The sequence below is a fragment of the Mojavia sp. genome, from assembly GCF_059505145.1.
The window spans coordinates 84120-110632 of record NZ_JCACKA010000065.1 but is presented as its reverse complement, the minus strand read 5'-3'; the positions used below and the strand labels follow the sequence as shown (position 1 = coordinate 110632).

At 42.5% G+C, this 26513-nt stretch carries 20 protein-coding genes; 12 read left to right on the top strand and 8 right to left on the bottom strand.

From position 1 onward, the window contains the following. Window positions 1–85: 85 nt before the first annotated feature. The 3 genes from AC5JL8_RS15470 to AC5JL8_RS15460 form a co-directional block, all read right to left on the bottom strand. Entirely contained in the window at window positions 86–520 is a 435-nt protein-coding gene (locus AC5JL8_RS15470) for a ferritin-like domain-containing protein (RefSeq protein WP_495880665.1), read from the bottom strand. A 140-nt stretch (window positions 521–660) separates the two neighbouring features. After that, window positions 661–1734 carry a ComEA family DNA-binding protein gene (locus tag AC5JL8_RS15465; RefSeq protein ID WP_495880664.1) on the bottom strand — a complete coding sequence of 358 codons (1074 nt, stop codon included), beginning with the start codon at window positions 1732–1734 and terminating at the stop codon, window positions 661–663. Between the two features lie 118 nt (window positions 1735–1852). Further along, window positions 1853–2842, bottom strand: coding sequence for a multicopper oxidase domain-containing protein (locus AC5JL8_RS15460; protein WP_495880663.1), 990 nt, complete (start codon window positions 2840–2842; stop codon window positions 1853–1855). Between the two features lie 843 nt (window positions 2843–3685). Between AC5JL8_RS15460 and AC5JL8_RS15455 the strand changes: the two genes are divergently transcribed. The 11 genes from AC5JL8_RS15455 (at window position 3686) to AC5JL8_RS15405 (ending at window position 17253) form a co-directional block, all read left to right on the top strand. Continuing rightward, window positions 3686–4609, top strand: a complete 924-nt coding sequence (locus AC5JL8_RS15455) for an energy-coupling factor ABC transporter permease (RefSeq protein ID WP_495880662.1) — start codon at window positions 3686–3688, stop codon at window positions 4607–4609. Next, window positions 4602–5267 carry an energy-coupling factor transporter transmembrane component T family protein gene (locus AC5JL8_RS15450; protein WP_495880661.1) on the top strand — a complete coding sequence of 222 codons (666 nt, stop codon included), beginning with the start codon at window positions 4602–4604 and terminating at the stop codon, window positions 5265–5267. The genes AC5JL8_RS15455 and AC5JL8_RS15450 overlap by 8 nt, the downstream gene beginning before the upstream one ends. 41 nt (window positions 5268–5308) lie before the next feature. Next, window positions 5309–6073 (top strand): energy-coupling factor ABC transporter ATP-binding protein, encoded by a 765-nt coding sequence (locus AC5JL8_RS15445; RefSeq protein WP_495880660.1) that lies wholly within the window; start codon window positions 5309–5311, stop codon window positions 6071–6073. A 748-nt stretch (window positions 6074–6821) separates the two neighbouring features. Then, on the top strand, window positions 6822–7301 hold the full coding sequence (locus tag AC5JL8_RS15440) for a hypothetical protein (protein ID WP_495880687.1): 480 nt from the start codon (window positions 6822–6824) through the stop codon (window positions 7299–7301). Between the two features lie 125 nt (window positions 7302–7426). Next, window positions 7427–9439: a CHASE3 domain-containing protein gene (locus AC5JL8_RS15435; protein ID WP_495880659.1), complete on the top strand. Its 2013-nt coding sequence runs from the start codon at window positions 7427–7429 to the stop codon at window positions 9437–9439. Next, window positions 9408–10943: a sensor histidine kinase gene (locus tag AC5JL8_RS15430; RefSeq protein ID WP_495880658.1), complete on the top strand. Its 1536-nt coding sequence runs from the start codon at window positions 9408–9410 to the stop codon at window positions 10941–10943. Before AC5JL8_RS15435 ends, AC5JL8_RS15430 begins: the two co-directional genes overlap by 32 nt. Window positions 10944–10945: 2 nt before the next feature. Next, a complete protein-coding gene (locus tag AC5JL8_RS15425; protein ID WP_495880657.1) occupies window positions 10946–11398 on the top strand; it encodes a response regulator in 453 nt (150 codons plus the stop codon). A 72-nt stretch (window positions 11399–11470) separates the two neighbouring features. After that, complete coding sequence (locus AC5JL8_RS15420) at window positions 11471–13954, top strand: PAS domain-containing hybrid sensor histidine kinase/response regulator (RefSeq protein ID WP_495880656.1); 2484 nt, start codon at window positions 11471–11473, stop codon at window positions 13952–13954. A 318-nt stretch (window positions 13955–14272) separates the two neighbouring features. Further along, on the top strand, window positions 14273–14941 hold the full coding sequence (locus AC5JL8_RS15415) for a DUF1361 domain-containing protein (RefSeq protein ID WP_495880686.1): 669 nt from the start codon (window positions 14273–14275) through the stop codon (window positions 14939–14941). Between the two features lie 266 nt (window positions 14942–15207). Beyond that, the gene (locus tag AC5JL8_RS15410) at window positions 15208–16380 is read left to right on the top strand and encodes a baeRF3 domain-containing protein (protein ID WP_495880655.1); all 1173 of its coding nucleotides are present in this window, start codon (window positions 15208–15210) and stop codon (window positions 16378–16380) included. 51 nt (window positions 16381–16431) lie between these two features. Further along, window positions 16432–17253, top strand: a complete 822-nt coding sequence (locus AC5JL8_RS15405) for a hypothetical protein (RefSeq protein ID WP_495880654.1) — start codon at window positions 16432–16434, stop codon at window positions 17251–17253. A 42-nt stretch (window positions 17254–17295) separates the two neighbouring features. On the opposite strand, the gene AC5JL8_RS15400 is transcribed toward AC5JL8_RS15405, so the two are convergent. Both AC5JL8_RS15400 and AC5JL8_RS15395 read right to left on the bottom strand, forming a co-directional pair. Then, window positions 17296–19692, bottom strand: a complete 2397-nt coding sequence (locus AC5JL8_RS15400) for a putative PEP-binding protein (protein WP_495880653.1) — start codon at window positions 19690–19692, stop codon at window positions 17296–17298. A gap of 260 nt (window positions 19693–19952) precedes the next feature. After that, window positions 19953–20123, bottom strand: a complete 171-nt coding sequence (locus AC5JL8_RS15395) for a hypothetical protein (RefSeq protein WP_495880652.1) — start codon at window positions 20121–20123, stop codon at window positions 19953–19955. Between the two features lie 567 nt (window positions 20124–20690). On the opposite strand from AC5JL8_RS15395, the gene AC5JL8_RS15390 reads away from it, so the two are divergent. Then, complete coding sequence (locus AC5JL8_RS15390) at window positions 20691–21089, top strand: MgtC/SapB family protein (protein WP_495880651.1); 399 nt, start codon at window positions 20691–20693, stop codon at window positions 21087–21089. 189 nt (window positions 21090–21278) lie between these two features. Here AC5JL8_RS15390 and AC5JL8_RS15385 read toward each other — a convergent pair whose 3' ends face one another. The 3 genes from AC5JL8_RS15385 to AC5JL8_RS15375 all read right to left on the bottom strand — a co-directional run bounded on the left by AC5JL8_RS15385 (window position 21279) and on the right by AC5JL8_RS15375 (window position 26368). Continuing rightward, a complete protein-coding gene (locus tag AC5JL8_RS15385; protein WP_495880650.1) occupies window positions 21279–21692 on the bottom strand; it encodes a hypothetical protein in 414 nt (137 codons plus the stop codon). 580 nt (window positions 21693–22272) lie between these two features. Continuing rightward, window positions 22273–23403 (bottom strand): DNA replication/repair protein RecF, encoded by a 1131-nt coding sequence (recF, locus tag AC5JL8_RS15380; RefSeq protein WP_495880649.1) that lies wholly within the window; start codon window positions 23401–23403, stop codon window positions 22273–22275. Window positions 23404–23509: 106 nt separating this feature from the next. Then, the gene (locus tag AC5JL8_RS15375; RefSeq protein WP_495880685.1) at window positions 23510–26368 is read right to left on the bottom strand and encodes a cation-translocating P-type ATPase; all 2859 of its coding nucleotides are present in this window, start codon (window positions 26366–26368) and stop codon (window positions 23510–23512) included. Between the last annotated feature and the right edge of the window lie 145 nt (window positions 26369–26513).

Genomic DNA, 26513 nt, shown 5'->3' with positions numbered 1-26513 from the left:
TTATCAGTGATCAGTTAACAGTAGCCAGTTAGCAGTTATCAGCTTATTTACTGATTACTTTGTACTGACTACTGATTATTAGCTACTAGCTAAAATCGCGTAACATTTTTTTCAGTTCAAGATTATGCATTTCTTCTTGACCAATCATGCCACGAGCGAATTCTTCTAGGTAGATACTGGCATTAGTGACAGTCTCCAACAGATTTTTATACAGATCCAGCGCCTTCTTTTCATGGGATAAGCTTTCAGCCAAGATATCCTTGACTGAGTGCTGGTAAGTTTCTTCCATTGGGGCGATTTTGAGCGAAGGATGTCCTTCTAAACCTGTGAGTATTTCTCCTACTTGTTGTGCATGGAGTAAAGACTCACTCGCCTGCGCTTTGAAAAAAGCCACAATTGGAATGCGGTTAGGGCCAGTCACCATCAGGGAATAATGTGTATAGCGCACTACCCCAGCTAGTTCAAACTCCATGATGGCGTTTAGTAAGTCGATGGTCTTTTTATGGTCAAGATCTTGCATCTGTTGTTAAGTTAAGCAAAGTGACGAATGGAGACTGATGAGTAATAAGTTAGAAGTGATGAGTGATACTTCCTTCAGCCTTAAAAGCCAAGACTATCTTCACTCTTGACCCCTAACTATTTCCTCGCTTCTCACTCATTTTAAACTTGTGTTTCTGCGCCTCCCATTAAGTTAACCTGCGATCGCTGTGCTTTAGTGCTAGTTGTGTTAATGACTTTTTGAGAGTTTTGCTCAATAGTTTTTACCAGCTTGTTAACATCCTCAGGGGTTTTGACTGGAGTAGCTGGGGGAACGGCAGCAGGCCAAACTTTAACGAGGTCAGCTAAACTAGCCTCAATTGCTTTGTGTGCTTCAGGGTTTGTTTGCGCTACTTGGCTAGAAATGCCTTTATATAAATCATTAGCGTAGATTACAAAGCCGCGAGAGTCTTGATATTCAATTGCAGCAGATACTTTACCGTTAGCGATCGCAGCTCCATATTCTGAGTTGGCTGCATCTAGCAATCCATTAATTACCTGTAGCACAAATCCTGGCTTCGAGCGTTGATCTGCTGGCAAAGCGGCGATCGCTCCATCAACTGCTTGCACTGAAGAGGTAAAATCAGTTTTCAGTTTGGCATTCTTGGGATTAGATTTGACTAAATCTTGCAAACTCACCAAACTAGTCTTGAATTCTTTGACTTTGCGATCGTTGAGTTGGTCTTCTACATCAACATAAATTTCCTCAACTGGATGTCCAATATGAGGTTCAGCCTGTTTTGGTTGATTTTGATCCAACAGTTCTTTCGCTACCAAAAGATGCCCTTTCATTAACCCCAGCTTGGTCATGTAATCAACATCTTTCGCCTCACCTGTAAGGACTACTTCTTGAACAGTCACCGAGTCCTTGATTTGGTCGAACTGTTCCTGAGTAATCACTTTTTTGCTAACTAAATCTTCTGGATTAGCATAAGGTCGATTTGCCTGAATTTTATTCGATAAGGCTGGGACGCCTAACTTTGCTTCAAATTTATCCAACTCGGACAAGATAGCAGTATTAATGTTGATTTTCGCTTTGCCACCGTGATTGCTGTGACTTGTAGCTTCAGTGACCTGCGCCGTGGTGTTACCAGCTGGTGTAGATGGATTTTCTGCTTGAGGCGTACCATCACAGGCACTTAAACTAACTATTGCCGCAGCCGCGACAGTTAAGCAGATATAGCGGTATTTGATCATTGTTGTTTATGACGATACTTAGAAGGTAGTAATTAAAACTTTTCAAGCTACTAACAGCAGTTAGGCTTGACACTATGTCATAGATTGTACTTTGGCATATAATGAGATTTTTTATCAACTAAATTACTTCAAATTGACCCATGCAACCGTTTTCTGCGATCGCATCCTGATGAGGATGAAACATATACTTACCTGGATAGCGAAAGGCAAATTCTAAGATGTGCCTTTCTGCTACACCCATCGTAATTACATCAGTTTTCTCGCTGGGAGTCAGAGTCATACCAGTTCGATAGACATCAAAGAAGTTGGCATGAAGGTGAAATGTCACTGCTGGATCGTATTCAATGATGTTGAGGACATACAGCCGAATCAACTGATTTTGGTAAATGCGGATCGGATTGTCCATGTAGTAGTGAGGCGGCCCATTGAAAGCGTAATATTCATTACGGCTATCATCATTCACGTCATAACCAGCCATCACTAGTACGATCTCATCAGCTGGCGGACGAGGATTAGGCGGATCGATGATAAACATCCCGTATAGCCCTTTGGCGATATGACGGGTAACTGGTTCTATATGGCAGTGATATAAGTGAACACCGTAGGGTTCAGCATCAAATTCATAAATTGTGGCACTACCATTGCTGACTGGGCGCACACCATCCATATTTGATGGATGAACCCCATGAAAATGTAAAGAGTGAGAATGTCCAGCCTTATTGAGAAATAATATCCGCACGCGATCGCCCTGTTTGGCCCGTAGCGTCGGCCCTGGTATACGACCGTTTAAATCCCAGATGTTATAGGAGACAGCACTATTAAGCTCAATTATAGAAGTACTCGCAGTCAAGCTAAATTCGCGGATGATGCGTCCATTTTCTCGCTTCAGTGTCCCATAATCAAAATCTCTTAGCACCTTCATCGGTTGAGCAACGCCTTGAGCTGCTTCTATTTCGACAGGTGGCACTTTCACAATTGATTTAATTTTTCCATTCGCCATCTGCAAAAGCGCTGCCGCTCCGATCATACCAGTACCACATACACCTAGCTTTAGCAGTTGACGGCGGCTCCAAAGTTGTTCTTTCCCCAAAGCTAAGTTGTTGGGCATGACATTAATAACGGTTAGCGCTAAACATAAAGTTGCAAAATATTTGCAATTGCTTTGTGTATATTAAAGGACTTAATAATTATTGTCAATAATTCTCAAGTAGTTTCCAACGGCTAATTCTGGGTGTAAATTTAGCAATCATATCTAAGTCGTGAAAATTGCTTTTTAACTAACCACCAAGCGCACCAAGGAAGATAAAATAGGAATATTTCTGCTAGAGATATTTTTATTTCAGTAATTTATTTAAATGTTTTTATTTACTAAATAGTTATATTTTTTACTTTAAAAATTAAATTGCTGTTTATTCTTGATAAATTTATTTCTTTAGCCAACAGATGGGCTGCTAATGACAACTTAATTTCATTCCTAAAAACAAAATAATATTCAACCTTTTATAGCCTGGAAAAATTTTTAACCAAGGTTGAAATTATATTATTCAATACTTACTAATGATGACATATCTTCAAAAAAATACTAATACAAAATAGATAAATATCAAGACAATCTACTTATAGATATAGATAAATATAAATATTTATCAACCAAAAAAAAGCTGTAAAAAGCTTAACTTCTATGCATAGTATCGTCTAAAAGTGGGTTTTGCTAAAGTTTAGTACCTAATCTAAAAAATAAAATTCACAAAAATTCATGTTAGAAAAAATAAGTATATTATTTAACGCATATTTTATTGTCAATCTGCCATAAGTAACACGATATAATCCCCCACGAGGGCATTGCAAACAGGGTACATTTTCTGTTTTTTATTAATTTGATGCCGCAATTACATTAACTAAGTTTGTGTGAATAAAAACATTACACAAGACATTACACATAGGGCACATCATGCATATTCCTGATGGATTTGTTTCTGTGCCGGTGGCAGGAGCTACCGGTTTGGCGAGTGCGGCAGCACTCTTCATTGCATTAGGGCGATCGCAAGACGCTTTTGGTATTCGTCGCGCTCCGATACTGGGCTTAACCACAGCTTTTATTTTTGCAGCCCAGATGATTAATTTTCCTGTGGCAGGAGGCACTAGTGGTCACTTGTTAGGAGGAGCCTTAGCAGCGGTTGTCTTAGGCAGCCCTTGGGCTGGGACATTATGCATTGCTACGGTATTAATAATCCAAGCTGTGCTGTTTGCTGATGGTGGCATCACAGCATTAGGTGCAAATATTTTAAACATGGCAGTAATTGGTGTTTGGGTTGGCTGGGTGTTAACTCAAACTTTGCAGCGACTGTTTGGTGGCTCTAAAGGGCGCTTACCCTTAGCGGCTGGCATTGCCGCAGGTGTGAGTGTAGTAGTAGCATCTATAGCTTGTGCCATTGAGTTAGCTCTTTCTGGAACCGCACCAGCAGGTATAGTTTTAGCAGCAATGACTGGTACTCATATTCTGATTGGCATTGGTGAGGGGTTAATTACCGGGGGCGTATTGGTTTACCTTGCTAGGGAAAGACCAGATTTACTACCAGGGGAGCAGCAAGAATTTCAAGGATGGTTAGTACCTGTTGTGAGCATTCTTCTAATTGCAGGCGTACTGTCACTTTTTGCCTCGGCTTGGCCTGATGGCTTGGAAAGAGTTGCTGAAAACTTAGGCTTCATCGACTTAGCCGAACAGGTGCGGGTTGCTGTGCCAACGCCCTTAGCTGACTACAGCATTGAAGGTTTAGGAACAATTGGCACTAGTATTGCTGGGCTTGTTGGCTCTGCGGTTTGCTTTGCTGTCGCCTTTGGCATAGCCAAGGTGGTGAAACCGAATAATGCTTAAAATGTCTTTACCGTTACGCTTGCAACTGTCCCTAGTGATTGTAGTGGGGGCAGCTTTGTTAAACTATCATGCTTGGCCTTACTTGGGTGTGTACGGAGCGATCGCACTTTTGTGGGCTTGGCTGTTGCGTGTGCGTATTCCTCAGTTGGGGAAATTACTTGGTACTGAATTGATTTTCCTATCTTTGTTGGCTTTACCTTTGGGATGGGAGCGGGCTAGTTTTTTGCTAGTTCGTTCTCTGGTCTGTCTGATTGTCATGAATAGTTTTTTGTTAACCTTACCCCCTCATAGTTTCGGCATTGCGCTGAAAGGCTTACCCGTACCATTACCGTTAAAAGAAAATTTGCTGCTGGCTGGACAATACTTAGAAATTTTGCTGGCAGAAGTCACAAGAATGCAGCGTAGCGCCCAATTACGAGGACTAAATGGTTCTGCTGGCTGGCTACGATATGCTAGTGCGGCGATGATTGGAGCCTTGTACCTCCGTAGTCTCGAACGAGCAGAGCGAGTTTACACCGCAATGGTGGCTCGTGGTTATAACGGGCAGTTACCGCTAGACTCGACATTAAGACCAAAAGAGCGTGTTGCCTTGTTAGCCGCTAGTGCGATCGCTGCTTGTTTGACCTTTAGCTCTTACCAGTTAACAGTTAACAGTTAATTGTTAGTAGGAGCGCAGTTGTGAATTTTGAGTTGTGAATCTTGGAATATTTAACTTCTCATACCCAACCTTCAACCCATAACCCCCACACTGCTGTGGTCGAGGTTCAAAACCTGGTATATGCCTATGCCAACCAGGAACCAGTATTAAAAGACATTTCTTTTAAATTGAATGCAGGCGATCGCGTCGCGTTGATGGGAGCGACTGGTTCTGGCAAAAGTACTTTGCTAGAGAATCTAATCGGCTTAAAACAACCACAAACGGGAAAAATTTGGATTAATGGCATTCCGGTAGAACAAAAAACGCTGTCCCAAGTGCGTCGTCACATTGGCTTTAGCTTCCAAGATGCTAACGACCAGTTGTTTATGCCCACTATCTTAGAAGATGTTACCTTTGGGCCCCGCAATTATGGTGTGCCACCAGCAGTAGCAATTGATCAAGCGCGCCAGTTGTTAGCTGATTTTGGTCTAGAAGCCTACACCAACCGTTCTGCTCATGAACTTTCTGGTGGGCAAAGACGCCTAGCTGCTCTAGCGTCAATTTTAGCCTTAGAGCCTGCTATTTTAATTTTAGATGAGCCAACTAACGGTCTTGATCCAGCGTGGCGTCGTCACTTGGCACAAGTGTTATTAAATTTGCCAGTACAGGTCATGTTAATTGCCTCCCATGACCTAAATTGGTTGGGTAAAGTTACTCAACGCGCTCTAGTGCTTTCTGGTGGACGCATTCCTATAGACCAAGAAATTCAGCCACTTTTGCAAGATGGCGAGACTTTGGATAGGTTAGGTTTGCCGATAGGTTGGTAATTCTGTCATGACTTACGCATAAAGTTGTCTGTTGAGACTGTGCCGCCCGTCTAGAAAGGATGCAACTGGCGAATGGTTGGTCTGGCTTCTTTATGCCGGGGAACGCGTGCACCGGACTGGTTTACCGCTTTGCGTCTACGCGCTTGCAAAATCAGCTTTTGTTATCAACGTCACCTCATTCATAGAGAACCTTAAGACATTTGTGACGAACGGGTTGAGGCTTCTTCTTAACGTGACCTCATCCATAGAGAACCTTAAGACATTTGTGACAAACGCGTTAAGGTTTCTTATTAACGTCACCTCATTTATAGAGAACCTTAAAGCATTTGTGACGAACGGGTTAAGGTTTCTTATTAACGTTACCTCATTCATCGAAAGCGACAGGAAACTCCATCTCCTTGTGGGTAGGCGAGGTTGCTCTCTCCGTCGCTTGGGGCATTGGGGAGGCAGTGCGTTGCCGAAAGGGTTCCCCGACTTGTAGCAACTGCCGTCATTGGGCATTGGTAACTTCTTCCCCATTCCCCATGCCCAAAAACTCTGATCCGTGGGTGGAGTTTTTTATAGAGCAATGCAATATGATACTACCGTCATGGCGCATAGGAAAAATTGCTCTTCCCAATATCCAATTGCCAATTTTTTCAACATCCAAATGACAATGTGATTAAAGTATCCAATTACGTTCACTACTCAACACGATTACTGATTTTTTGGATACTATTGTTTGGATTTTATTGCTGGTGGGATATTAATGTTTATTTTGCGTAAGTATATCGTTATTTTTCCTGTGAGTCTGACTATCGCTTTGTTGGTTAATAGTTGCAACGAAACTAAAGTTTCTCAGTGTCAGCGACTAATTCAGGTGGTGAATGAAGGTGATTCTCTGATAGATAAAAATAAAGGACAGCAGGTGATCACAAGCTGGCAACTGTCTAAAGATTTAGAAGCTTTTGCTAAATCAATAGAAGAACTAAACTTAAATGATCCAAAGTTAAAATCATTCCAGAGTCGTTTTGCTAAAGTATATAAGTCTCTCAGCCAAGCGATCGCCAAAGCAGCTAAGGGTTTGTCCTTAGCTAAAACAGCCGACGCCTCGCCAGCCGGCAGAGCAAAACTGCAACAAGCCAGAACAGAAATCGATACGGCGTTGACAGCAGCAGCCAAATCTGCCGGCAAGGATTCTGATACTTTAGTGAATGAACTCAATAAGTACTGTAGCCAACAAGAATAACCTTGAGATGGCAGAGGGCATGGGGCATGGGGCATAGGAGAATAATTAATAGCTAGCTTTGAGAAAATTGGTATTACAAGTACAAATCCTGTACCTTCCTTTTTTTCCCCAATCCCCAATCCCCAATGCCCGATGCCCAATCCCCAATGCCCAAAATGCTGCAAATTACTCAAGCGGGATTTAGACGTAGGTTAACCAGCGCGATCGCGCTACCGATTATCCTGCTGTTGTTATTGTCAGGAGTCTCGATCTGGCAAATTACTCGCCTGCTTTCAGCTATACAATGGGTTGACCATACCGATCAAGTGATTGCCCAGGCAAATCAGTTGCAAAAACTGCTGCTTGATCTGGAAACTGGAGTACGGGGTTATCAGATTTCAGGCGATCCAGAATTTTTAGAACCTTATCGGCAAGCTAACTCCCGCATTAACACTGCTTTTGATGAGTTGGGCAATTTAGTTTTAGATAATCCTCAACAGAGTCAACGCTTAATAAAAATCCAGACAGAGCAAACGGTTTGGCATCGTTCTATTGCTCAAGCGATCGCCCGCAAACAACGTGGCGAGGTTGAACCACTATCAGGAATTAAGTATCGCAAACAAATAATGGACGCGATACGTCAACAAATTGCTGATTTTATCGCCACCGAAAGGCAGCTAATTAGCCAACGTATTCAAACAGCCCAGCAGACAACCCAGCGAGTTATGATGACCAGCGTCATCTTATCGTTGGGAATTGGCAGCTTCCTTGCCTACTTTACCTCGTGGCAGCTTTCAACAGTGTCTAAAAGTTATGAGAATGCTCTCTCAACTGCCCAAGCGCAGACTGAAAATGCTCAACGTTCTGCCCAACGTCTCACCACCTTACATAACATTGACCTGGCAATTTTAGCAGCCGAGTCGATCAAGTCTCTTGTAGAAAATGCTTTGAGCCAATTGCGTCAGTTAGTACCTTACCAACAGGCATTTATTGCGCTGTTCGATTTTGAAGCACAAACCAGCCAGATTATAGCCGGCAACAGCACAACTGGAGAATTGCATCCTCCTGAAGGTACTCAGATGGCACTAGCAGACTTTGCACCTGAGCAAATTTTGCAGCCAGGTATTCGTTATGTAGAAGATTTGACCATAGCTAACTCTTATCCGCCTGTCTTAGTACAGCTGCGCTTAGAAGGAATTCGCTGTTGTCTTTGTATTCCCATGCTGGTTGAACAAAAGTTGCTTGGGGAACTCAACCTAGCTACTACTGAGATCGCCGCTTTTAATAACGAAGCCCAGGAAATTGTTAGTGATGTCGCCGCTCAATTAGCGATCGCTATTCAACAATCTCTACTACGCGAGCATCTTCAAAGGTACGCCCTAGAGTTAGAGCAGCGCGTTACCAAACGTACCGCTGATTTGCAAGCAGCCAATCAAGAACTAGAAGCTTTTACTTACTCCATTTCCCATGATTTACGAGCGCCATTACGCACTATGCAGGGCTTTGCTCAGGCATTGCAAGAAGACTACGGTAACTTATTAGACTCAGCTGGGCAAGAATATCTTCATTACATAACTGAGGGTGCTGTACAAATGGACACCCTGATTTCTGATTTACTAGCATACAGTCGCCTTAACCGTGTAGAAATTCAACTCCAACCAGTAGATTTAACCAATGTTGTGCAAGAAGCTTTAAAGCAACTTAAGACTCAAATTCAAGAGCAGCAAGCAGAGATAACAGTAGCAGCTTCCCTACCCCAAGTTATGGCTCACCGCGCTACACTCATCCAAGTTGTGATTAATTTAATCAGTAATGCCATAAAATTCGTGGCTCCAGGAATACAGCCAAAAGTGCAAATTTATGCAGAGGAACAACAAGATTGGATACACTTATGGGTGATAGATAACGGCATCGGTATTGCACCAGAACATCAAGAGCGGATTTTCCGTGTCTTTGAACGACTGCATGGTGTGGAAACTTACTTTGGTACGGGCATTGGATTAGCCATTGTCCGTAAAAGCATTGAACGCATGGGTGGCCGAGCCGGAGTAGAGTCACAACTTGGTAATGGCAGTCGTTTTTGGATTGCTCTACCAAAAGCTGTTTTCCATTCTCATGCTATAGATAATGACTCAAGCACTCCGCATTCTAGTAATTGATGATAATCCAGGCGATCGCGCTTTGATTATTCGACAGTTACAGCGGCAATTGGCAGACCTCCAGGCACAAGAAATTCGGGATAATTCAGAATTATTAAGCGCAGTAGCAGCCGATCAATTCGATTTGGTTATTACTGACTACCAACTGCACTGGAGTAATGGACTAGAAGTTTTACGAACCATTAAGCAACACTATCCGACTTGCCCAGTAATTATGTTTACGAATACTGGTAGTGAGGAGATTGCCGTTGAAGCCATGAAATCAGGACTAGATGACTACGTACTCAAACAACCTAATAGTTATATTCGTCTTCCTGCTACTGTCCGAGTTGTTCTAGAACGAGCAGAAATCCAACACCGAGCCGCCCTACTGGAAATCCGCCTGCAAAGTTTACTTAACCAATTGAAGGTGGGGGTTTTTCGTTCCAACTCCGGGGGAGATTTGCTGGAGTGCAACAGATCGTTTCTCGACTTATTGCGTGTAGATTCACTGACTCAAGCTCAAGCAATCCTACAGCCGTTATTGCAGGAAAGCTATTTGCAACTAATAAGTTTACCGCCACCTCAGCACCAAGAGCGTGAGATACAGGTACGCCGAGCAGATGGAACGCTCATCTGGACTTTATTGAGTACAACCTTGAGCATGATTGAGAATGAAACAGTAGTTGATGGCTTAATAGAAGATATTATTGCTCGCAAACAGGCTGAAATTGAAAGAACGCAACTTAATGAAACCTTAGAGCAGCGTGTCAGAGAGCGCACCATACAGCTAGAGCAAGCAAATAGTCAGTTAGCAGATACAAATCAAAAATTAGCCGATGCTAATCAAGATTTAGAAGAATTCGCTTACTCAATTTCCCATGATTTACGTGAACCCTTACGCGCCATCTCTGGGTTCAGTTCTATATTATTAACAAATCCAGGTGAACAGTTTGATGCCAAGCGACAAGACTATTTACGCCGAATTGTTGACAGTACCCAGCAAGCAGATAGACTAATTGAAGACTTGCTTAGTTACAGTCGTCTTAGCCGCACGGATATACCTTTACAACCTATAAATCTATCTTTATTAGTACCAGAAATTCTCAGGCAGTTAGAACCAGAATTACAGCAACGTCAGGCAAGAGTGCGAATTGAGGAGCCTTTAGCTGAAGTTATGGGCAACCGCACCATTCTGACTCAAGTTATTACCAATCTGGTAACCAACGCTATTAAATTCGTCCCCCCAGAAGTAAAACCCCAGGTGCGAGTGTGGAGTGAACAACAAGAAAAATTAATCCGTCTTTGGGTAGAAGACAACGGAATTGGCATCGCTAAAGAGTATCACGAGCAAATCTTTAAAGTATTTAATCGCCTACATAGTAATGAAGTGTACCCTGGTACAGGAATTGGTTTAGCTATTGTACGTAAAGGAGTCGAGCGCATGGGAGGGCAAGTCGGTGTAGAATCCGAGTTGGAAAAGGGAAGTCGGTTTTGGATAGAGTTACCAAAAACTACAGATTAAGAATGAGCACAGATCAAGGTACTATTCTGCTGGTAGAAGACAATTCTAAAGATGTCCTTCTGATCAAACGAGCGTTCCACAAAGCTAACATTTGCAATTCACTTCAGGTTGTGAATAATGGCGATGCCGCGGTGTCATATCTATCTGGAGGCGAACCTTATAGCGATCGCACTCTTTACCCCTTGCCTGTGCTAATGTTACTCGATCTCAAATTACCTCGTAGGTCTGGGGCTGAGGTTTTGATGTGGTTACGGCAACAACCAGAACTCAAGCGCTTGCCAGTGGTGGTTCTCACTTCCTCTAAAGAGTATGCCGACGTCAACCTTGTCTATGACTTGGGTGTAAATGCTTACATAGTCAAGCCTTTTGCCTTCAATGATTTATTAGAAATCGTTAAAACCCTGAACCTGCATTGGATTATTTTTAATGAAAAGCCATATATTGGTGCTAACTAATATTTTTCTCTCTTTAATAGAGTATTCTTATCACGTTGTATACCTTAATATAGGCAGGTAGATTGCAGTTTTATGTTACGCATTCTACTGATTGATGACAATTCAAATGACCGTCAGCTGGCGATTTATGCTTTAGAGCAAGAGTTTTCTCACCTGCAAATTCAAGAAATTGGTCAAGCACAAGATTTAGAAAAAGCATTGGAGGCTGGGAAATTTGACTTGGTAATTACCGACTACCAATTGCGCTGGAGTGATGGCTTGACTGTCCTGAAAGCGATTAAAGCTCGCTATCCTGATTGCCCCGTGATCATGTTCACTAGTAGTGGCACGCAGGAAATCGCTGTTGAGGCAATGAAATCTGGGTTGGACGATTATGTAATTAAGTCTGCCAGCCACAGTCTTCGTTTACCCGCAGCTGTTCGCCGTGCCTTGGAACAAGCTGAAGCTCAACGCAAAGTAGCCGGACTAGAGACGCGCTTTCAAACTCTGCTGAATAATTTGAATGTAGGAGTTTATCGCATTAATGCAGATGGAACTTTATTAGAAGGCAATCCAGCATTTTTGCGTTTAGTGGGTTTAAATTACCTGAAGAAAATTCCCGAAACTAAAACCCTTGAATCTTATTTCCAGCCAGAAGATTATGCCGAACTGCTGCACCAATTAAAACAGCATAGCGGAGCTGCTCCTTTGGAGGCTCGTGAAATCCAACTACGACGAGCTGATGGCACAGTGGTTTGGGTACAGCTTAGTCAGACTTTCAATACAGTTGATGGCATCACCACTATTGACGGGTTGATGGAAGACATCACTGAGCGTAAGCAATCTGAGCAAGAATTACGTGACTCGCTGACTCGTGAGCAAAAACTTCGTACTAAAGCTGAAGCACTAGAGCAACGTTCTAGCTTTTTGGCTGAGGCAAGTCGTCTGTTGGTTTCTTCCCTCGACTACCGCACAACATTGGCCCTTGTAGCACGTTTGGCTGTGCCTACTCTCGCCGATTTATGTCTTGTAGATGTCGTTGGCGACAATAACTTGATCAATTTCAGTGAACCAATTGTAGCGGCATCCGACTCAGAAATAGCATCACTGGCGATCGCACTAAGACGACGCTACCCACCGTCTACCAATGCAAATGACGGCTCCCCCAAAGTGTTACGAACTCAACAGCCAGAGTTAGTCACTGAAATTCCTAATTCTTCCGCACTCTCGATTGCCCAAGATGCCAAACATCTGGAGTTTATCGGAAAACTGAACATCACCTCTTACCTAATCGTGCCACTCATAGCACGTGAGCGAAAACTAGGCACAATGACATTTGCTTCAGTACAGACAGAACGTCGCTATGGTCAGGTAGACCTAGAAATATCTCAAGAACTGGCTCAACGAGTTGCCCTTGCTATTGATAACGTTAGACTTTACCAAGATGCACAAAAAGCAAACCAGGTCAAAGACGAGTTTTTAGCAATTGTTTCTCACGAACTTCGCACTCCTCTCAATGCAATGTTGGGATGGGCAAAAATGCTCAGGACTCGGCAATTAGATGCCGCAACTACAGCGAAAGCATTGGAGACTATTGAACGTAACGCTAAACTCCAAAGCAAGCTAATTCATGACATTTTGGACATTTCGCTAGTTACACAGAATAAACTGCATTTGGATCTGCATCCTGTTTACTTGGTTCCCATTGTCAGCGCTGTAATTGAAGATTTGCAACCAATCGCTCAAGAGAAGTCTATCTTTGTTGAGTCAATTCTTGATGCTTCAATAGGTCAAATATTCGGTGATACAGAACGTTTGCAGCAAATTGTGTGGAATTTACTGTCTAATGCCATCAAGTTCACCCCACAGGGCGGACGGGTATTAGTTGAGCTCAAACAAATTAATTCTCAAGCTCAAATCACTGTCAGTGATAACGGACAGGGTATCAGTGCCGACTTTCTCCCCTATGTTTTTGACCTCTTCCGTCAGGCAGATGGCAGCAAAACTAGAACACATAAGGGTTTAGGATTAGGGTTGGCGATCGTTCGACATTTGGTTGAAATTCACAAAGGCAATGTTTTTGCAACTAGTGAGGGGGAAGGAAAGGGAGCTAGCTTTACAGTGCAATTACCTATATATATGCCTAAAAATTTGCAGCCAACTCAGGGCGATCCAGCCAGAACTGAGGTTTTTCCATCGCTTTCTGGCCTACATATACTGGTAGTAGACGATGATGAGGACACTCGTGAAATGCTCACTTTCATCCTTGAGCAATGCGAGGTAAAAGTGATGACGGCAGCATCTGCCGCTGAAGCTTGGCAACTGCTTTCCCAATCGAAACCTGACATATTGCTGTGTGACGTGGGTATGCCAGATGAGGACGGTTACTCGCTAATTCGCAAGGTAAGAAGCTCAGAAGAAAACAGAGAAATGATACCAGCTATTGCTTTAACTGCCTTTGCTAGAAATGAGGATCAACAGGCGGCACTAGCAGCAGGATTCACTAAACATATAGCTAAACCTGTCAACCCTTTTGAGTTAGTCGCAGTTGTTGCAACCCTGGCTCAACGCATTTAAAGCACTGAACATTTATGTAACAGATTTTCCTCTAATAATTTTCTAGTTATACTAGTGGGTTAGCCAGAGTAATTAACAAATGAGACAGTAGTTATTTTGCAATCCAATATAAAATACATAATAATTCCGTAATAATCTCTCAAGAGTCTGTATCAAGTTATAAGAAACACTTAAACTCATCTGGAATCTAAGGAAATAGATTTTCTGGATGAAATGACAAAAACCAAAGTCAAATTTTGGCAGTTTTGTCAACCAATCACTGAAATTAAAATTACAGAGCGAATCCACATCAATCACAGGTATTGCGAGCAACCACCTATGAAAGCGGAATTGATTGAACTAATAGCCAGAGTAGTGCAAGTCTTACGAATCAATATGCGTTGGATGACTTGGAATCTATTTCTAGCTTTTATCCCTTTAGCTTTGAGTGTTTGGCTGTTTCGCACTGGACGCGGACGCTCTTGGGTTTGGTGGCTAGGATTCCTAGTTTTCTATGCTTTTTTACCGAATGCGCCTTATTTGTTGACTGATGTAATTCATCTGATAGATGATATCCGCACAATTCAATCAGTGTGGATAATTACCTTGGTGCTCATTCCGGTTTATCTGCTAGTAATCTTAGGCGGATTTGAAGCTTATGTAATATCTCTAATTAATTTAGGTTACTATTTACACCGAATTGGTAAGAGTCAATGGATTTTATGGGTTGAGTTAATTACCCATGCGCTCTCTGCTGTTGGTATTTACTGGGGACGGTTCTTGCGTTTCAATAGCTGGGATTTTATTACTCAACCAGATGCCTTGCTGACCAAAGGTGTAGAGGAACTTTTTGGTAAACAGCCTTTGGTAATTATTGCGATCACCTTTGTAGTGCTTGTTGTTTTGCACTTAATTATGAAACGAGTGACTTTGGGTTTTGTGCGACAACCACACCCTGATATACCCATAAATTCACAACAAGCGAATTCTAACACCCCCAATACGTAAAAGGGACTGGGGATTAGGGATTAGGGATTAAGGATTAGGTTATCAAACGAAAAATTTTGGTATGAGTTGGAAAAGTTATACCTCAATTAGTTCTTAAGTGCTAAATTTCCCTGAGTATTGCCTATCAAAAGAAAGATGAAACTTTACTCTCCTTGACGTGAAATAAATCCATATCAATGGGTTTTGGCTCCAAATGCCACGATCTGAAAAACAGACTAGATGGTCTAATTTGATGTGTCTAGTCACGTTGCTAGGAGGAATATTATATGCAATCAATTTCTAGAGAAGAAATCAAGCCACTGCTAGAACAGCCAAAGGGAACTTGTATTTCAATTTATATGCCAATACACCCAGCCGGGCCAGAAGTGCGGCAAGACCCGATTCGGTTTAAGAATTTAATTAGGGAAGCAGAAGCGCACCTGACTGATGCCGGTCTTGAACCCGAAGAAGCAACTGCATTGTTGCAAAAAGCCACTGAACTTGATACCCAAGAATTTTGGGAACAATTGGGAGATCTGGGACTGGCAATTTTTATTTCTGAAGATTTTTTTCGTTACTATAGCTTGCCACTCGAATTTCAAGAATTAGTAGTAGTTACAGACAGATTCCATGTCAAGCCACTGCTACCGATTTTAAATGGTAATGGTCGTTTCTACCTTTTAGCTTTGAGCCAACAAGATGTTAGGTTTTTTGAAGGAACACACTACACAATTAACGAGGTAGAGGTAGAAAATCTACCTAAAAGTCTAGATGAAGCTCTCAATCAAGATGCAACTGCTAAAGACGGTCAGTTCCGCATCGCTACACCCAAGGGGGGAACTGCTAATTCTTTTGTACAGCCAGGCTCGTTTCACGGACAGGGAAGTCCAGATAGAGATCAGCACCAAGAACAAATTCGACAATTCTTTTACATCATTGATAAAGCATTGCACGAAAAACTCCGGGAGGAAACAGCACCTTTGGTACTGGCTGGCGTAGAGTATCTCTTACCTTTGTACAGACAGGCAAATAGTTACCAACACTTGATGGAAGAAGGTATCACTGGTAACCACGAAATTCTTAGTAGTCAAGAGTTACATGATCAAGCTTGGCCTATTGTCGAGGCTGAATTTCAAAAGTCACAGCAAGAGTTTTTGGAACGTTTCCAACAACTTTTTGGTGGTGATACAGGCAAAGCCACCAACGATCTCAAACAAATCATCCCAGCAGCTTACTACCAACGAATAGATTCGTTGCTAGTTGCAGTAGGCCAACAGCAATGGGGTTTGTTCGATCCGAGTTCGGAAACCGTGTATTTGCACGAGGAAAAAGAAACTGGTGATGAAGATTTGTTAGATTTGGTTGCTACCCATACTTTACTAAACGGTGGTACTGTCTACGCTGTGCCTCCAGAGCAAATACCTTTTAGTACACCAGTTGCGGCAATTTTCCGATATTGAGGGTTTGGATGGTGTTGTATAAAATAAGGCAGGATATATACAACACCTATCATGACTTCTATTCGTTATTTCATTACTCGCTCTCTGATCGGTTTAGCTCTTTTGGGTACGGCAGCTGTATTAAGCCAAACTGCTACAGCAGAAACAATCACTGGTAAATTAGGCAATGTGCAAGCACAAATATCCTATGACAAACCAGAGGAATATCAGTATAAAAATGTTCGGTTGCAAATTACTCGATCAGGTCAAACTGTTTTAGATCAAAAGCTGCCCCAAGATAGTGAATATGACCGACCTGTGGGGGATTTGTTAGAAGCACCAGAAAATAAATTACCAGTCCTAGACTTGGACGGCAATAAAGAACCAGAAATAATTGCCGATTTTTATACAGGTGGAGCGCACTGCTGTACTTATTCATTAATTTACCGCTATGACAGTAAAACCAAGCAGTACAAGAAGATTCGTCATGAATGGGGTAATGGTGGTTATCGGCTGAGAGATTTAGACAAGGACGGATTGCCAGAGTTTGATAGCCGAGACGATCGCTTTGCTGCTGCTTTTACTGCCTATGCTGCTTCTGGCTACCCATTACAAATTTGGCAGTATCGTCAAGGAAAAATGATTAATGTTACCCGGCGTTATCCCAAACTAATTGCCAATAATGCCACAGAGCTATGGCAAACTTACACTCAGGCACGGCAACAAGGCGATGATGGCAAAGGGTTTTTAGCAGCGTATTTGGCAGACAAATATATGCTAGGTCAGGAACAAGATGGTTGGCAGCGAGTGCAAAAGGCTTACAAAAAAAGCGATCGCTCTCAATACTTCGCCGAATTACGCAAGTTTTTGCGCGAGGCGGGATACAGTAAATGAAGAGTGTTGGGCATTGGGCATTCGGCATTGGGCATTAGGCACTCAGTACTCAAGTTGACGCCGTGCGGCTGCTAAGATGAGGCGTTGTTCCGCACGGGCGATCGCCTGATATGTTCGCTCGAATGCTTCGGGTTCTACAGAAATGGCAGTAATGCCCCATTGTATTAGCGAATCTATGATTTCTGGATAAAGCGCTGGCGCTTGACCGCAGATTGCACAAGGAATCCCCGCCTCTTTTGCCATCTTGATCAGTTGGGAGATCGCACCCATAACTGCTGGATGAAGTTCATTAAATACACTTGCTAGCTGTTTCTGCTCTCGATCTACTCCTAATAGAAGTTGAGTGAGATCGTTTGTACCAATTGAAATGCCAGCTACACCTGCTTTCACATATTCTGGCAGCAAAAACAGCACGCTGGGAACTTCTGCCATAATCCATAGTTGAAACTGCGGCACTTGAGTTAACCCTGCTTGCTCAACTTTTTGCCGACAGAGGGTAAACTCTTCGACGCTACGGACAAAAGGTAACAATAGGTGAACATTGTTGTAACCAGCTTTTTGTACAGTCGCTAAAGCAGTCAGTTCCAACTCAAACACCGCAGGATTTACTAAATAGCTAAAAATCCCACGTTCACCTAGTATGGACTGTGCGGCAGATTGTAGATTATGGGGAAAAGATGGTAACTCATGCGATCGCCAATCCAAAGAGCGATAAAAAACTGGTCGTGGTGCAAAGCCACGAGCAAATTCCATAATCTGCTTTGACCAGCGCTCTAACAATTCTGTTTGCCGTCCACCAGCGATCCAGCTATTAGGGTGTTGCCCCTCTAATATGGTTAACGCCATCAGTTCTGAGCGCAATAAACCTACCCCATCCACAGGCAAGTTTTGCACTTGCTCTATTAAGTTGGGCTGGCTCAAGTTAAGGAGCAGCTCGGTAGCAATCATAGGTTGAGGAAGAGTTAAGGGCAAAGAGACTGTTGGCGGTTTCCAAGACTTGGGGTTAGGAGGTAATGAGGAGATCGGTAAATGCGGGGAATTAAGTTCTAAATTCTCTACTGAACCTAATCTTTGCTGAACTCCTTCTTCAGCTAAATCTGCTCTAATTCGATAAACTTCACCGCGATCGCCATCTATCAGCAGGCGATCGCCAATTTGAATTAAGGTTGTGACATCTGTAGCACTTACTACAGCTGGAATACCCAATTCTCTAGCAAGGATTGCAGCATGACTGGTTAAACCTCCCTGTTCTGTGATAATTCCACCAACTCGTTGTAGCAAAGGTAACCAATTCGGTGTGATTGCCTTTGCTACTAAAATGGCTCCTTGGGGTAGCTGTTCTGGTTGGGATTGGGAATCAGCAATTACATAAGCAGCCGCCGTGACACGACCCCCTGACGCCCCTAACCCCTTGATAATATTTACACTGGGAATTGCAGATTGAGGAGTACTAACTTGCGTTAGGTAGAGCTTGGGGTCTGGCGTTTGTTGAGAGATAGTCCACTCAATGTCAAAACTTGTACCTAGTTCACTCACAAGTTGATTCCCCAAAACAATTACTTGTTGCAGGTATTCTTCTTGTAAAGCGTACTGTTTTTGTTGAATTTCCTCAACTAGGTAGGCAACCAGACCAGCATCATCTATTGCCAGTACTGACTTAGGCATCGGTTGCAAGTAACCAGCATCTGCTGGTTCATCAAGACGATAAGCGAGGATTTTATTACCCAAGTGTCGTTCTAGTACCACCCCAGTTTCCCGCTGGATATAGTAAACATCTGGCAGTACTTCACCGTTAGCGATCGCTATTCCTAATCCCCAAGTAGCTTCGATTTCCCACTTAGAGGTGTGGGCATGAAGTAAGCCACTAGCAATGGCATTTTGAGCAGGTTGCACCAAAATTGCTAAATTAACTTGTTGTAAGTTAATTCCCATTTGCTGCCAATATAGTAGACTTCGGGCACGAAACAACTGGCTCCAAGCGCGCTTTAATCCTAGGGTGATGGCTTCCTCATTACAGCGACAAAAGACTGACTCCAGCAACCCAGATATACTTCCTACCGTTGTAACAGTCGGTACTGTTAGAGTTGGTCGCAAAATTAGATAGCCACTTTTCCATTCTCTAGCTGCTTTGAGAATTGTACTCACCCAGTGTAGTGGCACAGTGGCAGTGATAATTTCCTGACGCAATCGGCCAGCTACTTGTTGAAGTTGACGCCAATTAGCGACATCTAGATGCAACGAAGAATGAGGTAAGTCCGCAACTAATGGCTCTGAACTGTTGAGAGTTTCTAAAAACTGCCGCAAAACTTCCGTTCCAACTACAAAACCAGGTACCACCGGATAGCCACGCTGCATGATTCTGCCTAAGTAAAAGGCTTTGTCTCCTACTTTGGCGTGGTCTTGCAGTTTAATTTGGTCAAGCCAGTAGAGTTTGTCCACTCAATTTGTTGTTATCAGTTGTTATTTGGTAGAAGCATAAAATATCTTGCAATTGGCATGGACTCCTAGTAGGTAGTTGATCGCCTCTAACTGTTAACAGTAATACCCTTTTGCTTTAACGCTTTAGATAAGGAGTAGAGGAGAATGATTTGCTAGCTGGTTTTTAGAAAATTAGTATAAAAGTCTCCAGCATTTATATAAAAACCGACGCCAATCGCCTCTTCTGTTGCAAAGTTGCTACCGCGAACGGGGTTCGTCAGTTACTCATCGGGAGCCAGGGTTTCCGAGGCACTCCGTAGGGTGGCTTCGCCTGGGGTAAATAAGTGCCGCCGCGTAGGAGCTAGCATGGAACCCACGCCTGCTTGCGACTTCTCTGTGCAAGCGACTGGCTCAACTTTGCGTAAAATACCCTGCGAGAAGCAGTCTATCAATCATCTACAAAAACCTTCCATATTTAGGTTTTCGGGGTGTTTTTGAATTGTAATTTTATTTTTGCTGTACTGTGCTATTTAGTGGTTAATTACTAGTTACACTCTATCTTGCTGTAATCTCGCTTGCTTGTAAATCTATAGTTTTTCCTTTATTAATAGCATCTTTCCTACTTAAAAGTTAGTTAGCATCCAATTGTTGAATGTATGGTTAAATCTAGCAACTTGCAGTAAAATGTTAAGATTTAATCATTTTTATAATTTAGATATTCATATAATTTAAATTAAAATTTAACTTTAATATCATGATCGCGTTGGGACTATTTACTAATATTTTATTATCGAAGTCATGCTGATATCTTATTTGGAAAGCAAGCAAAGAAGAAACATTAATAACCTAGTAAAATAAAGTAGATATAAAAATTGCAATTACTTCTACTTAGTTTTAATAAATAGTTTTACTAAGTAACATAGACTATAAAATTATTTATATTAAACTAGGTATTAATAAGTACTCAATATGTTTGCCCAATGTTTCCTGATTGGTTAAATATCATCTTTAGACTTTGCATGGCCTTACTGAGCGGATCTATTATTGGTTTAGAACGGCAACTTAGGCACAAAGCAGCTGGTTTAAGAACTCATATGTTGGTGAGCCTTGGTTCAGCTCTTTTTACTCTCATACCTCTGCATATAGTTGGGCTGGAACCAAGTGCTGATGCTCTCAGCCGCGTGATCCAGGGTATTGCAGCTGGTATAGGATTTCTCGGTGCTGGAGAGATTTTGCGCGAATCTTCTCAGCAGTCACAGCGGCCTGAAATTCACGGATTGACATCAGCAGCGGCTGTTTGGGTTTCAGCCGCTTTAGGAATTGCTGCTGGGTGTGGCTTATGGCAGTTAGGATTAATTGGTGCTTTGCTAACTTTTGTAGTTCTTAATATTTTTAAAAAATTAGAAAAATGGGATTAGGCAATAGTCAAAAGCTAGTACCGCAAGGCGGAATTCAAAATTAGTTTTGAAAAGTTTGCTACGGAGGGAAACCCTCCTTACAACTTTTCGCAAAATTCAAAATAAATACAGCCTAAGCCTTTCATTAATTTGGAATAGGTGGTTTATTTACGCCGCAGTGTACTAGTGGCCATTTAACTGCTCGTTGAACTAATTGAACAATTCTAGCGCCTTGACGAAAATAGCTTCTTCCATTCTGGTTTGCAAAATCAATTTAGCTAAATTTATAAAATCCCAGTTGGTTTCAATATCGTGTTCGATAGTTTTACTAGCTGCATAAAAACAAACATCATCATAATTCAATTCATTGGTAGTACCTGTTTGCAATTTAGATTTTTGATGATCCCAAGAAACAGTTTTACCACGTAAAGTAAATTGAAACCATAATATTTCATCGTCTTTTAATTCAAAAAAAACATCAAAATAAGGTTCTTCACCTTGAAACCAAACTCTGGCTATACCTTCTTGACGAGATTGTTTGAGTATCTTTTGTTCAATACCTCGCAACGATGCGCCTAAAGATGCGATCTCATCTTGCTCTAATATGTAATTTTGTGAAAGCATATCTACAAATTACTGTAACTCAATTCATGACAAACAAAACCAAGTTAATGTAATACGGCAGTAAGTGACTTCAGTAGATTCAACCATAAAAGAAAAATATGTAATTTAATTAAATATTTTTATTAATATAATAATTTATGCTAAAAATTCAAAAAATACATCAATTTGAAAAAATAATGTGACAGATACAAGCCTAGTAACCCAGATGAAATCAGGCTTTCTTAATGAGCGAATTTTAAATTGGTATTACAGGAGTTTTTTGCCATAAATCAAACAATATTTCACAGATATATAGGGCTAACATTTAAGTTTTGAAATGTACGTAGGGACAGCCCTGCGCTCTTACAGGTTTCCCGGCTTAAAGCATCTGGCGTTGGGCATTGCCCACCCTAAACTTAAGCTTCAAGAGTAGGTCATTTTTTCAAAAATAAAACCGGATTTCTATAGCAGTTCTAAATATTTCTTAAACTCTTTATTTGTCCTTGATGCTTTTGGCGGTAACTTGCGGCAAGACAACTTTATAAAACTACATTAAAAAGTCATTTTTGCAAAACAAATAAGATTACTATATATTGATTTATTAAATAACATTTGGCGAGGATATTTCTCCTGATTTCACAAGCAGAATTTGAGAGGAATTCAACCATTGAGAATCAAAAGAACCCAAGTGAGTGGTAGTAATTAGGGTTTGAAAACGGTCTTGAATGGCATCAAGCAATTGATTTTGACGATATGGGTCTAGTTCTGCTAAAACATCATCCAGCAATAGTAATGGTGGCTCTCCTACGACTTCTTCAATTAGTTGCAATTCTGCCAGTTTGAGAGCTAATACTAGGGTTCGTTGCTGACCTTGGGAACCGTATTGACGAGCGGGTGTTTGGTTAATGATTAATTCTACTTCGTCACGATGGGGGCCAACAAGCGTAGTACCTTGACGAAGTTCAGCAATAGCTCGTTGCTGAATTTTTGTTAAAAAAGCTTGCTGCACTTCTTGGGGATAGTTTTGCTCCAAAGGGACATTAGGTGCATACTGAACCTGTAGCATTTCCGTACTGCCACTAATGTTTGAGTGCCAAGTACTAGCAATAGGTGCTAGTCGCTGTATGGCGCGATCGCGCCGTCTAATTACCCGTGTCCCTGTAGTAGCTAACTGTGCATCCCATACAGCTAATTCTTCTGAGTGTTGAGTGCTGAGTGCTGAATCTTGAGTTTGTTTTAAAAAGGCATTACGCTGCCGCAAAACCTGGTTATACTGCTGCAAAATGTGAGCATAAACAGGTTCGAGTTGAATTAAAAGTGTATCTAGCCAGTTGCGACGACCTTCGGGGCCGCCACGTACCAGTTCCAAATCCAAACTGGAAAACTCTACGGCATTCAAAACACCAAGAAAATCCATTTGACGGCGTAAAGACTCGCCATTGAGAGCAACACTGCGACGACCATTACGGCGGAGAGTTAAAGTTAGGTCACTAACACCAGTTTGTCGCTCTAGGGAGGCATTTACTTGGGCTATGGCTTCTCCTTCTTGAACTAAATCGCGATCGCGTGCCATCCGGTGCGATCGCAATGTTGCCAACAACTCCACCGCTTCCAACAAATTTGACTTTCCCTGAGCGTTATTACCTACCAAAATTGTTTTGGCAGCATTAAAGTCCACCTTCTGGTCTTTGTAATTACGAAATTGTCTCAGGTGAATCGATTTGAGGTACATAGTCAAAAGATGAGGAGATGGAGAAGAGGACAAGCAGGCAAGGAAAACGGGAAACGCGGGGAAATTACTCTCCACATATTCCCGATCTCCTTCATTTCCAGCCCTTTCACACAGTCTTTTTGCCAACCAACCGGAAGAATATCTTCTCCAATTCCACCCAAACAAACATCAAGGCACTGAAACCAATACAAACAGCCAACTCTGTACTATCTAACAGGTGAGTACCAAAGAAGTTTCGCAGAGGTGGAACGTAAATTAGCATCAACTGCAAAATTGTGGTGACAACCACAGCTCCCAACACAAAGAGATTGGAGAAAGGATTCATCTCTATAGCCAGCCGATTATTTGAGCGAATAGCTATAGCATGACCCATTTGGGCAATACAAAGAGTTGTAAATACCATAGTCTTCCAAGTCTCAGGATTACGTTGATACCCAGGTGCATGAGTATGGCTATAAGCCCACCACATTAAGGCAATTGAGATAATCGCAAAGATAATACCAATGCGAATCATATAAGAACCCAATCCCCTAGCAAAGATACTTTCACGGGGACTGAAGGGCGGACGCTTCATCACATCTGGCTCAGGAGGTTCTACAGCTAATGCTAGGGCTGGTAAACCGTCTGTTACCAAGTTCATCCAGAGAATTTGCAAAGGTGTCAGGGGAACACCGCCTAACCCGATTAAAGGTGCAGCGGCAATTGTCAGCACTTCGCCGATGTTACTACCTAAAATGTATTTAATAAAACGGCGGATATTGGTGTAAACAACTCTACCTTCCTTGGTAGCGGCGACAATAGTGGCGAAGTTATCATCTAGCAGTACCATGTCACTGGCTTCTTTACTCACATCGGTGCCTGTAATGCCCATAGCAATACCAATGTCAGCTTGTTTAAGTGCTGGGGCATCGTTGACACCATCGCCTGTCATGGCTACAAATCTGCCGCGACGTTGCAAAGCTTTAACAATTCGCAGCTTGTGTTCTGGAGAAACTCTCGCATATATGCTTACCAGGTCAACGTTTTTCTCTAATTCTTCGTCGCTCATCCGCTGCAATTCTTGACCTGTAAGGACGCGAGCGCCTTCCTCTGCTATACCTAAATCAGTTGCGATCGCCTTTGCTGTCAACTGATGGTCACCAGTAATCATCACTGGCCGGATACCAGCTTCCCGACATTCTTGGACTGCTGCTCTCACCTCTGGGCGTGGTGCGTCCAGCATACCCACCAATCCCAACCACACCAACTCTTGCTCTGATGTTTCATCTGAGCCTTCTGGCGGGACTTCCGCGAGGGGTTTGTAGGCAAAACCTAACACCCGCAACCCTTTACTCGCCATTTGGTCGTTTTCTGCAAGAATTTTTTGGCGTTGTTCTTCAGTTAAGGGTGCTGAGTGTGTTCCCAGATAAATTTGACTGCAACGTGCCAAGGTTAACTCTGGCGAACCTTTGGTAAACATTAAGTAATTTTCTGATTGCAAAAAGCCAGCGATCGCAGGGTCAAGCCCTCTCAAAGAAGATTCGCCTGTAGCGACTTCTTCAACTTGAGAAATTACGCTCATGCGCTTGCGTTCTGAAGAAAAGGGAAACTCTGACACTCTGGGTAATTTACTACCCCACTGGTCTTTTTCGATGCCAGCTTTTCCCGCCAGTGTGAGCAATGCGCCTTCGGTGGGGTCGCCTAAAATCGCCCATTCCCCGGTTTCTTTTTGCAGCACAGAATCATTACAAACGGCACAGGCGACCAGCAAAGCTGCGATTTCTGGATACTCATCTACAGAAATTTTTTGTCCATTTAATTGAAAATCGCCTGTGGGAGCATAACCTTCGCCTGTAACGCGAAAAGTAGAATTATTTGTATAAACTGATTGCACCACCATTTTATTCTGAGTCAGTGTGCCTGTTTTATCAGAACAAATGGTAGTTACAGAACCCAAGGTTTCTACCGCTGGTAATTTGCGAATCAAGGCATTGCGGCGCACCATCCGCTGTGTTCCCAGTGCCAGAGTTACGGTGATGACGGCTGGTAGACCTTCAGGTACTACGGCAACTGCCATACTTAAGGAAATTTCTAGGAGTTCTTGGATGTTGCTAAAACCTCGTGCCTGGATGATACCGCCGATGACGACGATTCCTACGAGAATTAAAGAACCGCTGACTAAGACATTGCCTAGTTGAGTCATCCGCTGTTGTAATGGCGTAGGTTCACTTTCCACCGCTTGCAACATGGCAGCAATTTTGCCTAGTTCAGTTTGCATCCCGGTGTTGGTGACTAAAACCTTGCCTCGTCCTTGGACGACTTCCGTTCCTTGAAATACAAGATTGAGGCGATCCCCTAGTGATGTTTCTTCAGGCAAATGCAAAGTTGCCTGTTTATTCACAGCTTCGGCCTCACCAGTTAGTGCCGATTCCCGGATTTGTAAATTAGATTGTTCAATTAAGCGGCCATCAGCGGCTATCTGCACCCCAGCTTCCAGCAGCATTACATCCCCTGGTACTAGTTCCTTGGCTGCTACTTCTACCAGTTTGCGATCGCGGATAACTCGCACTAAGGGAGAAGATAGTTTTTTGAGGGCGGCGAGGGCTTTTTCGGCACGGCTTTCTTGCACATAGCCCAAAATGCCATTGAGGATTACAATCGCCATGATAGCGATCGTATCTTTGAATGGTACTTCACCAGGCTTGAGGTTGCCTCCTCGCCAAGCCACTAGGTCTAAAACGCCAGAAATTATGGCTACAGCAATCAGCATCAACAACATGATGTTCTTGAACTGATCTAGCAGAATCTCCCAAGCGCTGCGGCCACCATGTTCTTCTAGTTCGTTGGGGCCGTATTTTTGCAACCGCTGTTCAACTTCTTGGGGTGTTAAGCCACTGTCTGCATTACTATCAAGCAGGTCTAGCGCTTTATCAACTTCTAAACTATGCCAAACGGCGGCACCTTCAGGCAGAGAATTAGCAGACATCGTGTACGTCACAGGAAATGGTTACAAAATTTGATCATAATTTAGTGATGGCTGGAAAACCATCAACTAAAGTTACATTAGGGCTTTTACTAAGCTGTACCAGTGTAAATGTGATTGTTAAGATTTGCCAATTTCTCCTCTATTG

What these genes read in the sequence shown, in the direction of transcription:
- AC5JL8_RS15430 (WP_495880658.1), top strand. Translation starts at nt 9,408, where the DNA reads ATGACTCAAGCACTCCGCATTCTAGTAATTGATGATAATCCAGGCGAT.
- AC5JL8_RS15385 (WP_495880650.1), bottom strand. Translation starts at nt 21,692, where the DNA reads ATGCTTTCACAAAATTACATATTAGAGCAAGATGAGATCGCATCTTTA.
- AC5JL8_RS15415 (WP_495880686.1), top strand. Translation starts at nt 14,273, where the DNA reads ATGAAAGCGGAATTGATTGAACTAATAGCCAGAGTAGTGCAAGTCTTA.
- AC5JL8_RS15420 (WP_495880656.1), top strand. Translation starts at nt 11,471, where the DNA reads ATGTTACGCATTCTACTGATTGATGACAATTCAAATGACCGTCAGCTG.
- AC5JL8_RS15405 (WP_495880654.1), top strand. Translation starts at nt 16,432, where the DNA reads ATGACTTCTATTCGTTATTTCATTACTCGCTCTCTGATCGGTTTAGCT.
- AC5JL8_RS15440 (WP_495880687.1), top strand. Translation starts at nt 6,822, where the DNA reads ATGTTTATTTTGCGTAAGTATATCGTTATTTTTCCTGTGAGTCTGACT.
- AC5JL8_RS15460 (WP_495880663.1), bottom strand. Translation starts at nt 2,842, where the DNA reads ATGCCCAACAACTTAGCTTTGGGGAAAGAACAACTTTGGAGCCGCCGT.
- AC5JL8_RS15455 (WP_495880662.1), top strand. Translation starts at nt 3,686, where the DNA reads ATGCATATTCCTGATGGATTTGTTTCTGTGCCGGTGGCAGGAGCTACC.
- AC5JL8_RS15390 (WP_495880651.1), top strand. Translation starts at nt 20,691, where the DNA reads ATGGCCTTACTGAGCGGATCTATTATTGGTTTAGAACGGCAACTTAGG.
- AC5JL8_RS15435 (WP_495880659.1), top strand. Translation starts at nt 7,427, where the DNA reads ATGCCCGATGCCCAATCCCCAATGCCCAAAATGCTGCAAATTACTCAA.
- AC5JL8_RS15450 (WP_495880661.1), top strand. Translation starts at nt 4,602, where the DNA reads ATGCTTAAAATGTCTTTACCGTTACGCTTGCAACTGTCCCTAGTGATT.
- recF (WP_495880649.1), bottom strand. Translation starts at nt 23,403, where the DNA reads ATGTACCTCAAATCGATTCACCTGAGACAATTTCGTAATTACAAAGAC.
- AC5JL8_RS15470 (WP_495880665.1), bottom strand. Translation starts at nt 520, where the DNA reads ATGCAAGATCTTGACCATAAAAAGACCATCGACTTACTAAACGCCATC.
- AC5JL8_RS15410 (WP_495880655.1), top strand. Translation starts at nt 15,208, where the DNA reads ATGCAATCAATTTCTAGAGAAGAAATCAAGCCACTGCTAGAACAGCCA.
- AC5JL8_RS15425 (WP_495880657.1), top strand. Translation starts at nt 10,946, where the DNA reads ATGAGCACAGATCAAGGTACTATTCTGCTGGTAGAAGACAATTCTAAA.
- AC5JL8_RS15465 (WP_495880664.1), bottom strand. Translation starts at nt 1,734, where the DNA reads ATGATCAAATACCGCTATATCTGCTTAACTGTCGCGGCTGCGGCAATA.
- AC5JL8_RS15375 (WP_495880685.1), bottom strand. Translation starts at nt 26,368, where the DNA reads ATGTCTGCTAATTCTCTGCCTGAAGGTGCCGCCGTTTGGCATAGTTTA.